Source organism: Vreelandella neptunia (genome assembly GCF_000712975.1).
GTDB lineage: Bacteria > Pseudomonadota > Gammaproteobacteria > Pseudomonadales > Halomonadaceae > Vreelandella > Vreelandella qaidamensis.
The window spans coordinates 517,239-532,261 of the sequence record NZ_JHQL01000002.1 but is presented as its reverse complement, the minus strand read 5'-3'; the positions used below and the strand labels follow the sequence as shown (position 1 = coordinate 532,261).

Annotated in this window: 12 protein-coding genes; 7 read left to right on the top strand and 5 right to left on the bottom strand. The window is 52.8% G+C overall.

Annotated features, from left to right (window positions below; all coding sequences use genetic code 11):
* Positions 1–134 precede the first annotated feature (134 nt).
* Positions 135–3,245 (top strand): bifunctional diguanylate cyclase/phosphodiesterase, encoded by a 3,111-nt coding sequence (locus CR46_RS0107145; RefSeq protein WP_030071343.1) that lies wholly within the window; start codon positions 135–137, stop codon positions 3,243–3,245.
* A gap of 50 nt (positions 3,246–3,295) precedes the next feature.
* Here the strand turns inward: CR46_RS0107145 and CR46_RS0107140 are convergent, their stop codons facing one another.
* From CR46_RS0107140 to CR46_RS0107120, 5 genes are read right to left on the bottom strand one after another with little or no spacing between them, the layout of a single operon-like run.
* Positions 3,296–4,312 carry a CobW family GTP-binding protein gene (locus tag CR46_RS0107140; protein WP_035536386.1) on the bottom strand — a complete coding sequence of 339 codons (1,017 nt, stop codon included), beginning with the start codon at positions 4,310–4,312 and terminating at the stop codon, positions 3,296–3,298.
* A gap of 3 nt (positions 4,313–4,315) precedes the next feature.
* Positions 4,316–5,323, bottom strand: coding sequence for a GTP 3',8-cyclase MoaA (moaA, locus tag CR46_RS0107135; RefSeq protein ID WP_030071339.1), 1,008 nt, complete (start codon positions 5,321–5,323; stop codon positions 4,316–4,318).
* Positions 5,320–6,573 carry a molybdopterin molybdotransferase MoeA gene (gene moeA, locus CR46_RS0107130; RefSeq protein ID WP_030071337.1) on the bottom strand — a complete coding sequence of 418 codons (1,254 nt, stop codon included), beginning with the start codon at positions 6,571–6,573 and terminating at the stop codon, positions 5,320–5,322. Before moeA ends, moaA begins: the two co-directional genes overlap by 4 nt.
* Positions 6,570–7,205 carry a molybdenum cofactor guanylyltransferase MobA gene (gene mobA, locus CR46_RS0107125; protein ID WP_030071335.1) on the bottom strand — a complete coding sequence of 212 codons (636 nt, stop codon included), beginning with the start codon at positions 7,203–7,205 and terminating at the stop codon, positions 6,570–6,572. The genes moeA and mobA overlap by 4 nt, the downstream gene beginning before the upstream one ends.
* Positions 7,202–8,059 (bottom strand): formate dehydrogenase accessory sulfurtransferase FdhD, encoded by an 858-nt coding sequence (locus CR46_RS0107120; RefSeq protein ID WP_030071332.1) that lies wholly within the window; start codon positions 8,057–8,059, stop codon positions 7,202–7,204. The genes mobA and CR46_RS0107120 overlap by 4 nt, the downstream gene beginning before the upstream one ends.
* A gap of 134 nt (positions 8,060–8,193) precedes the next feature.
* Here CR46_RS0107120 and CR46_RS0107115 point away from each other — a divergent pair, with 134 nt between their 5' ends.
* The 6 genes from CR46_RS0107115 (at position 8,194) to CR46_RS0107090 (ending at position 14,999) form a co-directional block, all read left to right on the top strand.
* The gene (locus tag CR46_RS0107115) at positions 8,194–8,634 is read left to right on the top strand and encodes a DUF3305 domain-containing protein (RefSeq protein ID WP_030071330.1); all 441 of its coding nucleotides are present in this window, start codon (positions 8,194–8,196) and stop codon (positions 8,632–8,634) included.
* Entirely contained in the window at positions 8,631–9,275 is a 645-nt protein-coding gene (locus CR46_RS0107110) for a DUF3306 domain-containing protein (protein WP_030071328.1), read from the top strand. The genes CR46_RS0107115 and CR46_RS0107110 overlap by 4 nt, the downstream gene beginning before the upstream one ends.
* A 190-nt stretch (positions 9,276–9,465) precedes the next feature.
* Positions 9,466–11,184, top strand: a complete 1,719-nt coding sequence (locus CR46_RS0107105) for a 4Fe-4S binding protein (protein WP_030071327.1) — start codon at positions 9,466–9,468, stop codon at positions 11,182–11,184.
* A 4-nt stretch (positions 11,185–11,188) separates the two neighbouring features.
* Entirely contained in the window at positions 11,189–11,842 is a 654-nt protein-coding gene (locus CR46_RS0107100; protein WP_030071326.1) for a TorD/DmsD family molecular chaperone, read from the top strand.
* Between the two features lie 79 nt (positions 11,843–11,921).
* Complete coding sequence (locus CR46_RS0107095) at positions 11,922–12,122, top strand: twin-arginine translocation signal domain-containing protein (RefSeq protein ID WP_030071324.1); 201 nt, start codon at positions 11,922–11,924, stop codon at positions 12,120–12,122.
* Between the two features lie 24 nt (positions 12,123–12,146).
* Complete coding sequence (locus tag CR46_RS0107090; RefSeq protein ID WP_030071322.1) at positions 12,147–14,999, top strand: molybdopterin-dependent oxidoreductase; 2,853 nt, start codon at positions 12,147–12,149, stop codon at positions 14,997–14,999.
* The last annotated feature ends 24 nt before the right edge of the window (positions 15,000–15,023 follow it).

Here is a 15,023-nt window from a genome sequence, read left to right as displayed (position 1 = left end):
AAATTGATATACAACAAAAACAAGCCACGCCACTATTGAACCCTGCTGCTAAAGAGACGTAGTGGTGTATCGTCGTCTGTTTTTTTATATTGTACTAGGTGTGCTGTGAAGTACCTGAACAAGGTCTAACTATAATGCTGCTTTCTCGCAGTGGTAAAATAACTGAAAACAGGCAGCTAACCCCTGTCTATCGCCGTCAAAAACGTCGTGTTATTGCGATTTATATAGTGTCTCTATGTACGATGATGGCGTTGTTTGGTTGGTTGCTCAAAGGCCAATACCACCAAGAAGTCCATGCGGCTGAGTCCCGTATCATTGCACGCGCCAACGTGGTTTCTGAATGGGTAAAAGGCGTGTTTGGTCAAAGTGGTCAAGGGTTATTTAGCCTGGCTGAGCTGTTGGACGTTTATCAAATAACTACCTTAGATCAGAATCATTTAGAGGCTGAAACTTCGAGGGCTCTTCAGCAGGTGTTCAAAAATCTTGCTCAGTATGTGCCGTTGATTGATGAAGTAAGTATTCTGGATGACGAAGGGCGCGTATGGCTGGGCAGCGGTGATGAGCAGCATGTTGGAGATGAGCTAGGTAATAGCGTTTTTTTTCGTACGTTTGTGCAAGGTGAACAGGCTGAAAAAATGACGCCGCTACTTCGGTCAATGCATAGCGAGCGTTTTTACCTTTATCATGGTCAGCGTTTAGTAAATGATAATAACAATCTTGTGGGCGTGATTATGTCCCGTATTATGCCGCAAGTTTTGGTCGATACACTGAGGCAAATGCGGGTATACGACGGTGAGACTATTGCGTTAATAGATGAAAATTTACGGGTAATTGCTAGGCATCCAGCACCGGACGGGGGGATCACCATTGGTAGTCAGGTGAATGCACCCTCTACTCAGCAGTGGTTGGAGAGTGGTGATATTTCTCAAACACTCACCGCTATTTCGCCTATCGATGGGCATAAACGCTTATTACACATGCAAAGAATTAGTGACTATCCGGTATTTGTGGTGGTGGGGGTTGACCTACGTACACTGATGGCGGGATGGTATCAGCGACTATTGGTATTGTCCTTGGTCGCGATCTTAATGACGTTGCTCGGTGCATGGGGGGTTCGCCACTACCTCAATCGTCTCACACTAGCTTATCAGTTACATGAGCGAATAAAAGAACGAGAGCTAGCGCGGGCGGAAGCCCAAGCACGCGGCGCGCGTATGGATGCTCTGGTAAGCTCAATCCAGGATTTGATCTTTGTATTTGATGGGGATGGACGCTTTAGCTACATCCACGCAGTTGCCCCTGAGCAACTGCTCATTAATAGCCAGGATGCATTAGGCAAGCACTTTGCTCATGTTTTGCCCAGCGCGTTAGCGGCCGCTTTTACTGCTGTTTTTGAAAGAGTGCAGCAGTTTCGCCGGGTAGAAAGATTTGAATATCCATTGATTATAAATGCACAGCGACACCATTTTCATGCCACCGTTAGCCCGCTAATGAGTAGTGATGGTCAGTTTGAGGGAGTATTATCGGTGAACCGTGATATTACCGAAGCAAAGCGCGCAGAAGTGGAATTGAAGATTGCCGCCGCCGCTTTCCAGGCACACCTGGGCATTATGGTGACGGATGCCCAGGGAAATATTTTAAAAACCAACGATACGTTTAAGCGTATCACGGGCTATAGCGATGAAGAGGTAATTGGTAAAAACCCACGGATGTTTAGCTCTGGTCATCATAGCTCGTTGTTTTATAGACGTTTATGGAAGCGGGTAACAGCAACGGGGAGCTGGGAAGGGGAAATTTGGAATCAGCGTAAAAATGGCGAACTGTTTCCTGAATGGTTAACAATTAGTGCCGTATACGATGCAGAGGGCGACCTCACTAATTACGTTGCCACCATGAGTGACATTAGTGAGCGTAAAGCTGCTGAGCAAGAGATCCATCAATTAGCGTTTTACGATCCATTAACAGGCTTCGCGAACCGGCGTCTGTTTATGGATAGAATGGAAGTGGCCCTAAAAGAGCTCAATCGACACCAACGCTGCGGTGCGCTGTTAGTAATCGATATTGACCGTTTCAATCATATTAACGATACGTTGGGCCACCTCGCCGGCGACCAGCTATTGCAGCGTGTAGCCCAACGATTTGGTCAAATGTTACGTGATACCGATACGTTGGCGCGTTTGGGTAGTGACGAATTTGCTGTGCTCATCGAAGGTATTGATGGAAGCCCTCGGCAAACACGTCGCTTAGCAGAGCATATCGCCCAAAAACTGCTGGCGGCGCTTGATGAGCCCATTACTTTTTCTGAAGAGCATGTCATGGTGACTGCGAGTGTTGGCATCACTATTTTATCCGATAGCCAACTGAGTACCGAAGACTATCTTCAGCAGGTTGACATGGCCTTAGCGCAGGCAAAAACAAGCGGGCGTCGTGTTATACGCTTCTTTGATCCTGTCATGCAGGCAACGCTACTGGCGCGAGTCAAGCTTGAAGCCGACCTGCGCCAAGCCTTGGAAAGCCAGCAGTGGCGCTTGCACTACCAGCCCCAGGTTGGTCGAACTGGTCACATTACCGGCGTTGAGGCCCTGCTGCGCTGGCAGCACCCAGAGCGTGGCATGGTGTCTCCGGGCGAATTTATCCCGCTATTAGAAAGTACCGGGCTAATTAATGAGGTCGGTGAGTGGGTCATCGAGGATGCGTGCCGCCAGTTAGCCTGCTGGGCAACCATGCCGCATCTGCGTGAACTGACGATTTCTGTGAATATTAGCCCACTGCAGTTTCGCGATAGCGATTTTCTGTCTCGCTTACAGCAGGTTTTTATTCGCACAAAAGCGCCGCTTGAGCGCCTAAAGCTTGAGGTCACTGAGTCACTGTTTGTGGAAGCGCGAGATGATGCTCGCGATAAAATGCTTAGTCTGAAAGCCCAGGGCGTACGTTTTTCTCTGGATGATTTTGGAACCGGTTACTCATCACTGGCGTATCTTGCTCAGTTACCGCTTGATCAGCTGAAAATTGATCAATCATTTGTCCATCAAGTATTGGATAGCAGTGCCAATGCGGCGATTGTTGAAAGCACCATTGCCCTAGCGAAAAGCTTAAATTTAGATGTGATTGCCGAAGGGGTAGAAACAGATGCTCAACAAGCGTGGTTGTTAGCTCACGGCTGTCGTGCTTTCCAGGGTTATTTGTTTGGCCGCCCTATGCCCGCTGAAGATATTGAGGCAGCGCTCTTAGCTCAGCATTCCTAACCCTGTACTTCTAGTTCGGTACTTCTAGATCAGTACTTCTAGAGCTTACCCTAGCTCAGTGCTCCTGAAGATGATAGTTCTCTTAGTAAGCGAGTGTGGGTATGGGTGTCATTGTCAGGGGTAATGACTTCAAGCCGAGAATCCTGACGCCAAGCGCTGCTCCCAACGGTTAGCGTTCCGTCAGCTCGATTGAGTTGCTTCCAACCCAGCTCGGTATGAAATACGCCTTTGACGCGCGCAGTAGAGGGGAGCCCGCTTAAGTAAGCGGCTAAATGGTCAAGGTTAAAGTGTTCATTTGGATGCCAGCGTAGGCTAGTGCTGGTGTACCCAAGGGTGCTGGCGGTTTTTTGTTGAGGTTGACCAAGTAGAGGGGGAATATCAAAAAAACTGCCTTCCACGGTGGGGGTAGTTATCACTTGGCGGTGTGTATCAGGAATGGCTGAGCCCTCGTGAGTACGTGTTTGGCCGCCGTTCAGCAGCAGCGCTAGTGGTAACATGCCATGCTCAATGCAATGCACCCATTTGCGCGGTGGCCAGAGTTCAGTCACAAACTGCTGCGCCTGTTCGTATTGTTCGGCACTGGCTTGCTCTCCCATTGTGATCGCTACAGCATCTGCCATCGCCAGTTGATCTTGAAAGGTCTCGTGTTGGCGTACCCGTGGCTCATCTAAGCGACGCGGGTCCAGCGTGGCAATAATATCGTGCAAAACCACCACGTCCTGGAAAGCCTCACCACGCAGTATATCTAATAAGCCGGCCGGATGGCCCAGCCCCGAAGGCTCAATAATGACGCGATCGGGCTTATTGCGAGCGAGTAAATTGACCAGCGCAGCTTGCAGCACAAAGGCCAGCTGGCAGCATAAGCAGCCACCGGGCAGACCTTTAACGACAACATCATTGCGCTGCTCAAACATTGTTTGATCAATGCCGATCTGACCAAACTCATTGACTAAAATGGCCCATTTTTCATCCACAGGCTTTTGCTCGATCAGGCTGTGGATAAGCGTAGTTTTACCGCTGCCGAGAAAGCCAGTAATAATATGTACTGGCACACGATTGGCTGACAACGATTACCCCCCTGTCATATTCATAAAGCGCACCACCTGGACATCACCATCGGTGGTGAAGTGATGGCGCTCGGGCTTGAGCGGTAAGGCGTTAATAATGGCCAGTTTCAATGCCTGCATATTGCCAGGATGTCTGCGCAGTACGGCACGTAAATCGACAGAATGTTCATTGCCGAGGCAGAGCAATAGGCGGCCTTCAACGGTTACCCGCACGCGGTTGCAGCTATCACAAAAGTTGTGGCTATGGGGCGAAATAAAGCCGACCCGACTGTTGCTGTCGGCCATTTTAAAGTAACGCGAAGGCCCTGGCGTAGTTTCCGTGGTCGGTGTGAGTGGGTAACGCGTCTCGATCAGCGCTTGCACGTCGTCGCTGGAGTAAAATGTCTCGGCTCGGGAGTGATCAGACACGTCGCCCAGCGGCATCTCTTCAATAAAGCTGATATCCAGCCCTTCATGGCGGGCAAACGTGACGAGGTTAAGCACTTCGTCTTCATTGCGGCCTTTCATGATGACGGCGTTAAGTTTGATGCGTTTAAAGCCAGCTTCCTGGGCGGCGTGAATGCCGTCAATGACCTTGGCTAAATCACCGGTGCGGGTTAGCTGTTTGAAGCGTTCAGGGTCAAGAGAATCAAGGCTAATATTGAGCCTGCGCAGCCCGCCTTGATAGAGCCGGTTAGCGTGTTTGCGTAGGCTCGCGCCGTTCGTGGTCATGGTGAAGTCGTCAAGCCCTGGCAGCGCGCCAATGTCATCCACCAGCTGCTCAATACCTTTACGCACTAGCGGCTCGCCCCCGGTTAAGCGGATTTTCTCAACGCCAAGTTCGGTAAACGCCTGGGCCACCATGGCAAGCTCTTCCAGCGTAAGCACTTGGGCCCGTGGCAAAAAGGTCATCTCTTCGCTCATGCAATAAACGCAGCGAAAATCGCAACGGTCCGTCACGGAAATGCGTACATAACTGACACGGCGGCCGAAATCATCAATGAGTTTTTCGGCAATTGGTTGTTTAGTCATTGCCACCTCGTCAGTGGTTGAATGCAGACTGCCTCGCCTGGTTGAGCGCTTTCTTGATGGTCACCTAGTTCAATCAGGCAGTTGGCAGCTACCATCGAGGTCAATATTCCTGACCCCTGAGCTCCGGTGCTACGTACCTGTAACACGCCTTGGGCATTGCTTGAATAAATGCCACGTATAAAGTCGGTGCGTTTTAAACGGCTTTTTAGCGGTGTTTGGGCGATGGCTGTTAAGCGCCTAGGGGGAGAGGGAGTTTGCCCTTGTAATCGTTGCAGTAACGGCACCACGAATTGGCTAAAGGTTACCATGACCGCGACGGGGTTGCCGGGTAAGCCGACAAACGGTTTACGAGCCTCACCGAGCCAACCACAAGCCATAGGACGTCCGGGTCGCAATGCTACGCGCCAGAAAGCTAATTGTCCTAATGCTTCCAACGCTTCCCTTGTGTAATCAGCGTGGCCGACAGAAACGCCCCCACTGGTAATCACTAAATCGCACTGTTTGGCGGCGCTAGCCAGGGCGTTTTGAATGGTGGTGGGGTCGTCGGGCAGAATGCCTAGATCCACCACCTCGGCCCCCTGCTCGCTGAGTAGGCCGATCAGTGTAAAACGGTTGGTGTCGTAAATGCCGGCACTGGGCAGCGCATCGCCTGGGGGCGTGACCTCATTTCCGGTGGAAAAAATAGCCACTTTGGGACGCCGAAACACCCAAACCTCACCATAGCCCAATGAAGCGATTAACCCCAAGCAGGCGGCATCTAACCGCGTGCCTGCTTCCAGTGCTATCTCGCCAATTGCAATATCTTCCCCTGCTTGGCGCACATGCTGGCCCTGGCTAACTCGGTCAGGGGCGTCGATCATGACACTAACACCCTGCTCAATAAGCTGCTCGCGCATGATGACCGTGTCGGTACCTGGCGGTAAGGGAGCGCCAGTGGTAATACGGATACACTGGCCGGAAGGCACATTACCTTCAAATGCCTGACCAGCAAAGGCATCGCCAGCAATTGGCCAGCGCGTTTGATGAGGCTGCACGCTTGGCCAAGCCAGGGCAATGCCATCCATGGCTGCGTTAGTATGTTGGGGTACATTGATAGGCGCGATGATGTCGCTCGCTATCCGCCTGCCATAGGCTTGGCTAAGTGCTATAGGCTCTACCCCAACGGGATGCTCCACCAAGGTCATCAGCGCTTCCCGTGCGTCATCAACGCTGAGCATCTGCTCACCAAGCTCAAAGCACGACAGGCTCATGGTGTTTCCTGCGATGGCAAACCTTTGGAAGTTGTCGTTAGGGTTAGCTCCAAACGCGACTTTTCTTCCTCGGTATTGAGGTTGGCAAACGTTTCTGGGCAATCCGACATATCTACCTTGCACCAGGAGTGGCGTGCGTACCAACGATCGATTTTGCGCTCCCCCCCAGCTAGCGCGTTTGCTAGGTCATCGGCAAGCGAGGTACGCAGCAGCGCAACGACAGGGTGTAAGCGTTCGCCGTCAAACGCAACGGCGATATCGTACTCGCCACTCTCTGAGCTGATGCCTGCCACCATACGATTCACAAGGTCATGGGGTAGGGCGGGAGAATCGCAGGGAGCGACCAGCAGCCAGGGCGTTTCAGCCGCGCGCAGTCCACTGTAAATGCCCATCAACGGGCCTTTAAAGCCGCCTTCCGCATCTTCAATGACCCGTGTTGCAAACAGCGCATAGGCATCAGTATTGCGATTGGCATTGATCATGAGTTCGGCTACTTGGCCATCAAACCGTTTAGCCACATGAGCGACAAGTGGTAGCCCGGCAAAGGGTTCAAGCCCCTTATCGCGCCAGCCCATGCGACGGCCTTCGCCACCTGCGAGAATCATGCCGGTGAGGGTTTGCGGGGTGATCATATGCCAGCCTCCTTAGACGTGCGTGCGCTGGGTGGTTTGGCTGGTATGGCATCTAGCGTTAAGCGATTAGCCGTATTAATAGCCTGGAAGTTTTTGCCTTTAGCACGAGCAATCAGCATCACCCCGAAGCGCTCCGCTAGCTCGACGCCTTTTTGGGTAACCCCTGAACGCGAAACCAACACGCTGATGCCCATCTGAGCGACTTTTAATACCATCTCGGAAGTCAGGCGGCCGGTGGTATAAAAAATATCAGCACTACTGCTTTTCGCTTGATTGAGCCACTGGTGGCCTGCCAGCGTGTCTACCGCGTTGTGTCGCCCAACATCTTCAACGAAGTCAAGCACTTGATGTTGATTACACAACGCGCAGCCGTGCACTGCCCCAGCGCTGCGGTAGGTATCGTTATAAGTATTCAGATTGGTTAGCAGCTGGTAGAGCGTCGATTGGTTAAGCGGTGTCTTGGGCAACTCAGAAAGCGATGTTTGTTCCAGCAATTTGCCGAATACCGTTCCTTGGCCGCAACCGGTTGTAACAGTACGAGTGCTCAGCCGGTTTTCTAAATCGTCGGGTAAATAGTCGGTGACCACCGCGGCGGCTTCAACCTCCCAGTCGACCTGGACAACTTTCAGATCTTCCGCGCGGCGTAATAACCCTTGATTACGTAAGTAGCCCACCACCAGTGCTTCAGGATCATCGCCTAAGGTCATGAGTGTGACAATTTCGCGCTTATTAAGATAAACCGTTAGTGCGCGCTCTGCCGCGATGGCTTGTTGGCGAGTGTCGCCGTAAGCATCCATCACATTGATTGTTGTTGTAGCCGGTAAGCGGGCTTGGCTTAACTGAAGGGCGGGCATCCGCAATCCTCGTTGGAACCTAATGAAAAACCATCTACGAAATAATAGTTGAGTAAAACACTCTGAGTTGACGATGATGGCGCTCAAAAGGCTTACTTGTCTACCCGTTCAAGGTCTAAGGTGGTCTATTTCGTATGAGTGATAATCTGCGTTCGTTGAGTATTACCTTGGTAGCCGAACCCAAGCAGGTCAGAGGGTTTAATTTAACGCAGTGGCGTATTGCTGATCTCGCCCTGGGAGGGGAAGGCGACAATGTGCTAAACCTTCAACTTTATATGACCGAGCGCGCTGCCTACCGTTTTAACCTCACTTCGGCTACGCCTAGGTTATTTGTGCGCGCTGGTTTTACCGGCCAAACACCCAAACCTGATGCCATTACCGCAAGCCAAGATGTGGCGGCGGGCTGGTTGGATGGCGAACAGCAGGTGTTGGAAGCACCGATGCCGATGGCGATTCAAATATGGCTGGAAAGTTATTTGGCACGCCATGGGGAAGCGCCGCCAGAACGGCGTAAAAAGAAGCATAAGGGAGCCGGTCGGGGCAAAGAAACGCCGACCAAGGAGCAACCCCAGTGAGCAGATTTGAACGCTGGTCACGTAAAAAGCGCGGCGTTGAAAGCGACGAAGCAGACACCGAGTTCAATAACTGTTCCATCGGCAATGCAGAGTCAGAGGCCAATGCGCTTACTACTTCCCGCGATGATGAGACGTTGGATGAGGCGTCGTTACATGAGGCGTCGTTACATGAGAGGGGGCTGCAGACAGAGCCACCTGTTGACGATGCGCCGCTTGCGCCTGGCAGTTTGGATCACACCTTACCTGACCCCGATCACTTGCCCGCAGGCAGTGACTTCAGCGCGTTCATGTCGTCTGGGGTTAGCGCTGCCTTACGCCGTCGTGCCCTGAAACGGCTGTGGGCCACCGGTAACTACAACGTACGCGATGGGTTAGATGACTACGATGCTGATTACCGTCAACAGCTAAAGCCTATGGCCAGCGAACTGGCAGGCAAGCTTCGACGCTGGGCAAATAAAACAGAAGAGGCGCTAGAGCGGCCAGCAGATGCCGATGATGAAAACCGCATGGCGGACGATGCTGCTACCCCAGCAGAAGATGTTAATAGCTGTACAAGTGACGCCAATGTTGTACAAAACTCGCGACTAGACGACCAGTCTGATTCATTTGATGGCGAGGTAGACGAATGTATAAAGAAGTAATAATTTTTTTATAAACAATAGCTTAACGTAGGTTCTGCAATGAAGCGTTGAGACGCTCAAGCGCTTTAAAGTGGCAAAAAAAGCCTAGGCACCATACGCTCAAGGTAGAGAAAGCGCTAAGATATACCCTCAAAGTAAAAAACGATGACATTTAATTATAAAAAAAACGATTTTCTGACCGTGAGAATGCATGAACCAACGAATTCAACTGGCATCGATAGATGACCAGATCAATGTCACCGCTCGTGAAGCGGTGCGTCAGCGTATCTCGTGGCCGGTTAACTTAACGCCCGCTAACGTGACGTATCACAGTCGTGGCCATGCGCTGTTGCTAGGTAAGGCGCACGAGGTTAGCTATGCTGCCCGCGTGCTACAAAACCGTGGCCTCGCCTCATTGACGCTTCTGACAACCGATATCGCCCCCGACATAGCAGCTGCTAGCGAGCCGCTAATCTGTCACACGCTGACAGACCTTCAACGATCACAGCTAAGCATCACCGGCTATTTAGGTGCCTTTCGCGCTGAAGTAGCCGTTGCTGACGACGACACACTTAATTTGGCGCAAGCGCTGATTGAGCGTGAATCGTTTGACGTGGTGCTCGACGTAACGGCTGCGGACATATCGAACAGTGATCAATCCTGGGAAATCCCCCCGCCAGGCTACATTCGCCTAGACTGGCTAACCCAGGAAGCTCAACGCAACGAAATTCTGGACAGCGTTGTCGAGCTGGTTGGTGAGTTCGATAAGCCACGTTATTTTCAGGTTAATAGCGATCTTTGTGCGCACTCATCGAGTGGCAACGTTGGCTGTACGCGCTGTTTGGATGTTTGCCCAGCTGATGCTATTTCCAGTGTTCAGGGACGCATTGAATCGCGCATTGAAATTGACCCGTTCCTTTGTCAAGGGGTGGGCAGCTGTACCAGCGCTTGCCCAACCGGCGCAATTGAATTCCGCCTGCCTGAAACCCGTCGTCAGCAAGACACGTTAGCGACGTGGCTGGCTGCCTACCGCGAAGCGGGTGGTCAAGCGCCTGTTATGCGCTTTGTCACTCATGACTTCCTCGATACTGAGCGCAAAGCTGGTGTTGTTACGCCGGGCCACGTACTAGATGCTCCGCTTGAAGAGCTGGGTGCTGCTGGCCACGACCAGTGGCTTACCGCACTCGCGAACGGAGCGGCTGAAGTGCGTATTCAGTTGCACGATGAGATGCCGCCTCGTTTAACCACGTTCATCACCCATCAAGTCGCCCAAGCCCATGGGCTGCTGAAGGCACTGGGGCATGATGCTACGCGGGTTAAGTTATTGCAGCCGGAGCAGGCGGAAGAGCGCGATGCACTACCTAGCCTGACGCCGCTAACCGACGAAGCGTTACGCTTTACCGAACCCCACAAGCGCACTCGCTTTAATCAGGTGCTCGCCACACTCACAGCACTTGGGGCTCCTAGCAATGAGCGTTATGTCATGCCTGAAGGGGCTGCGTATGGCGGCATTGAGGTCGATCGTGAAGCCTGCACGCTTTGCCATGCCTGCGTTAGCAACTGCCCAACACCGGCGCTAAAAGCAGGGGGTGACACACCAGCGTTGAGCTTTCTGGAAGCTGATTGTGTGCAGTGCGGGCTGTGCGAACAGGCGTGCCCTGAAAACGCGATTACGCTGCTGCCTGGTTTTTTGGCTGCGTCGGAACGCGACACTCGGCACATTTGCCACGAAGAGGCGGCCTTTGAGTGCATTGGCTGCGGCAAGCCGTTTGCTACTGCCAGTACGGTAGCGACGATCAAAGCGAAGCTAGCTGACCACCCCTATTTCGCGGGCGATGCGCTAGCACGGCTAGAAATGTGCGAGGACTGTCGGGTCAAAGATGTGTGGAAAGCCATGATCCGTGATCCTGATGCGCAACTGAAGGTGTAACGCAATGAGTGATGCAATGCCCACACTAAGCGATACCGATGCACTGCGGGCCGATATTTATCAGCTTTTAGCCAGCCTGCTACGCCAAGCACCTGACTGCGAGCTATTAACCTGGCTCGCTAACCTAGACATTGAACAAGACGGTAGTCGTCTGGCTGAGTGCTGGGCAGCACTTTCTCACGCCGCTGGCCAAAGCAGTCCTGAGAGTCTTCAGCGCGCGCACTTTCGCCTTCTTGTTGGCGTTATTCAGGGCGAAGTAGTGCCTTACGCCTCTTGGTACCGCAACGGAGAACTAATGGAAGCCGCACTAGTGGCCCTGCGTCAGGATCTGCGGGCACTGGGGTTTGAGCGCAGCGAGCATACCCGCGAGCCAGAAGACCACCTGGCGGCTGTCTGCGAGGTCATGGCGATGCTGATTACGGCGCAAAGCGGCGAACAAACTTACTTCTTCCAACAGCACATTGCTCCTTGGGTGAAGCACTGCTTTGACGACCTTACTAAAGTAGACACTGTTTTTTACGCATCGCTTGGCCAGTTGGGCGGCGCGTTTATGGAAAGCGAACAGGCAACGTTGAGCGAAAGAGCGGCCTATCAACCGGTGCGGTTTGTGGAGCCAACGACAGACGCAGCCGGCGCGGCGCGCGACGTCACACCGTGAGTGGCAGTGCGCAGTGGTAAGCAAATAGCAAGGCCTGCGGGCCATGTATAAGAAAAAGGGCATGATAGAGGAGAAACCCATGCACACGTCACATAACCCTGAGCGCCGCCGGTTTATGAAAACCGTTGGTCTAGGTACCGCCGCCGCTGGTGCGGCCGCCGCAGTAGGTCACGTCACGCTAGCTCAAGCCGATAACACCCCCTCGGTTGAGCCTAAAAAAACAACGAATTACCACGAAACCGACCATATCCGCGCTTACTATGCGTCGCTGCGTGATTGACGGCACACTGCCAGGAGAACTGCCATGCGTCTAACTCGCAAAACCAACACTCCCAATGCTTCAGGGCTTGGAATCTCCCGTCGTCAATTCTTAAAGCGTAGTGGTGTCGCCACCGGTGGTGTAGCAGCTGCAGGCTTTATGGGTGCGCCAATGATGCAGCGCGCTGAATCGGCGACTAAAACCCCCGTATTAGATTCCCCCGTCGAAACTAAGCGCACCATCTGCTCGCACTGCTCGGTGGGCTGTGGTGTGTATGCCGAAGTTCAAGAAGGTATCTGGACAAAACAAGAGCCTGCCTTCGACCATCCGATTAATCGTGGCGCTCATTGCGCCAAAGGGGCCTCACTACGCCAGCACGGCCACTCCACTCGTCGTCTCAAGTACCCAATGAAGTTAGTGGCGGGTGAATGGCAACGGCTGAGTTGGGACGACGCGGTTAATGAAATTGGCGACAAGCTGCTTGAACTGCGTGAAGCCCACGGACCCGACAGTGTTTACTGGCTTGGCTCAGCCAAATTCAATAACGAGCAGGCGTACTTAATGCGCAAGCTGGCCTCCATGTGGGGCACCAATAACACCGATCACCAAGCGCGAATTTGTCACTCCACCACCGTGGCAGGTGTTGCAAACACCTGGGGTTACGGCGCGATGACCAATTCGCTCAATGATATGCAGAACAGCAAGGCGATTCTGTTCATCGGCTCTAACCCGAGTGAAGCTCACCCAGTAGCGATGCAGCACATCCTGATTGCTAAAGAGCGTAATAATTGCGACATCATCGTCGCGGATCCACGCTTTACGCGCACCGCAGCAAAAGCCAATAAATATGTACGTCTGCGTCCAGGCTCGGATGTTGCCTATATCTGGGGTCTGCTGTGGCACATCTTTGAAAACGGCTGGGAAGATAGTGAATATATCAGCCAGCGTGTTTACGGCATGGATGAAGTGCGCGCAGAGGTGGCACAGTTCACGCCGAGTGTCGTGGAAGACATTACTGGCGTACCGGAATCAGAGATGTTTGATGTGGCCAAACGGCTTGCTGACAATCGTCCGGGCTGTGTGGTGTGGTGTATGGGTGGTACCCAGCACACTACCGGTAACAACAACACTCGTGCGTACTGCATTTTAGAGCTGGCGCTGGGCAATATTGGTAAATCCGGTGGTGGTGCCAACATTTTGCGGGGCCACGATAACGTACAAGGTGCCACCGACCTTGGCCTAGGCTGCGACTCATTGCCAGGTTATTACGGTTTGGCCGAAGGCGCATGGCAGCACTGGTCTCAGGTGTGGGATGTCGATTATGAGTGGCTAAAAGGCCGCTTTGACGATACCGAATACGCTGATGGTAAGCCGATGTATTCTAGCGGTATTACCGTATCCCGCTGGGTAGATGGCGTACTGGAAGAAGACGAAAATATCTCCCAGCGCACCGCGCTAAAAGCAATGTTCTACTGGGGGCACGCGGTCAACTCGCAAACCCGCGGCGTGGAAATGCAAAAAGCCATGCAGAAGCTTGAGATGATGGTCATTGTTGACCCTTATCCCACGGTTGCCTCGGTGATGCATGACCGTTCTGATGGTGTTTATCTACTGCCTGCGGCGACCCAGTTTGAAACCACCGGCAGCGTGACGGCAACCAACCGCTCTATTCAGTGGCGCGACCAAGTCATTGAGCCGCTATTTGAATCAAAGCCTGATCACGAAATTATGTACCTGTTTGCCAACAAGCTTGGCTTCGGTAATGAGTTCGTGAAGAACTTTGAGATGAACGGCAACGAGCCTCTTATTGAAGACGTGCTGCGCGAAATTAACCGTGGCATGTGGACCGTTGGCTATACCGGCCAAAGCCCTGAGCGTCTCAAAGAACACCAGAAAAACTGGCATACCTTTAGCTTCGAGAACCTGCGTGCCCAAGGTGGTCCCGCCGACGGAGATTACTACGGACTGCCATGGCCGTGCTGGGGCACACCAGAGTTTAAACACCCCGGCTCGCCCAACCTGTATGACACTAGTGTGCCTGTCATGGAAGGCGGCATGGGTTTCCGCGCCCGTTTTGGTATTGAGCGCGACGGCGTTAATTTGCTGGCTGAAGGCTCAGCGCCGGTTGGTGGTGAGATTGATGACGGCTACCCCGAATTTACCGACCAGCTGCTTAAAGACCTCGGTTGGTGGAATGATCTGACCGATATTGAGAAAGTGGCCGCTGAAGGCAAAAACTGGAAAACCGATCTTTCTGGCGGTATCCAACGGGTGGCGATTGGACGAGGCTGTGCGCCTTATGGCAACGCGAAAGCGCGCGCAGTGGTATGGACTTTCCCAGATGCCGTGCCAAAACACCGTGAGCCGCTTTACACCACCCGTCGTGATCTGGTCGAACGCTATCCCACGTGGGATGACTTTGACTCGATTATGCGTCTGCCCACGCTGTACAAAACCATTCAGGATCGCGATAACAGCGCCGATTATCCGATCATTCTCACGTCAGGTCGTTTGGTCGAGTATGAAGGGGGCGGTGAAGAAACACGCTCCATGTCTTGGCTAGCTGAGCTGCAGCAAGAGATGTTTGTCGAGATGAACCCAGCCGATGCCAACGATATTGGCGTACGCGACGGTGACGACGTATGGGTGGAAGGTGCCGAAGGTGGCCGTGTGAAAGTGAAAGCGCTGGTGACGCCGCGAGTGGATCGTAAGGTCGCCTTTATGCCGTTCCACTTTGGCGGCATGTTCCAAGGTGAGAGCCTGCGTGATCGGTATCCGGATGGGTCTGACCCGTACATTATTGGTGAAGCGGCGAACACCGCCACGACCTATGGCTATGACCCGGTGACACTCATGCAAGAAACCAAGTGCACCATCTGCCGAATTGAGCGCGCTTAAGCTAATAAACGTCTCGACTGACCT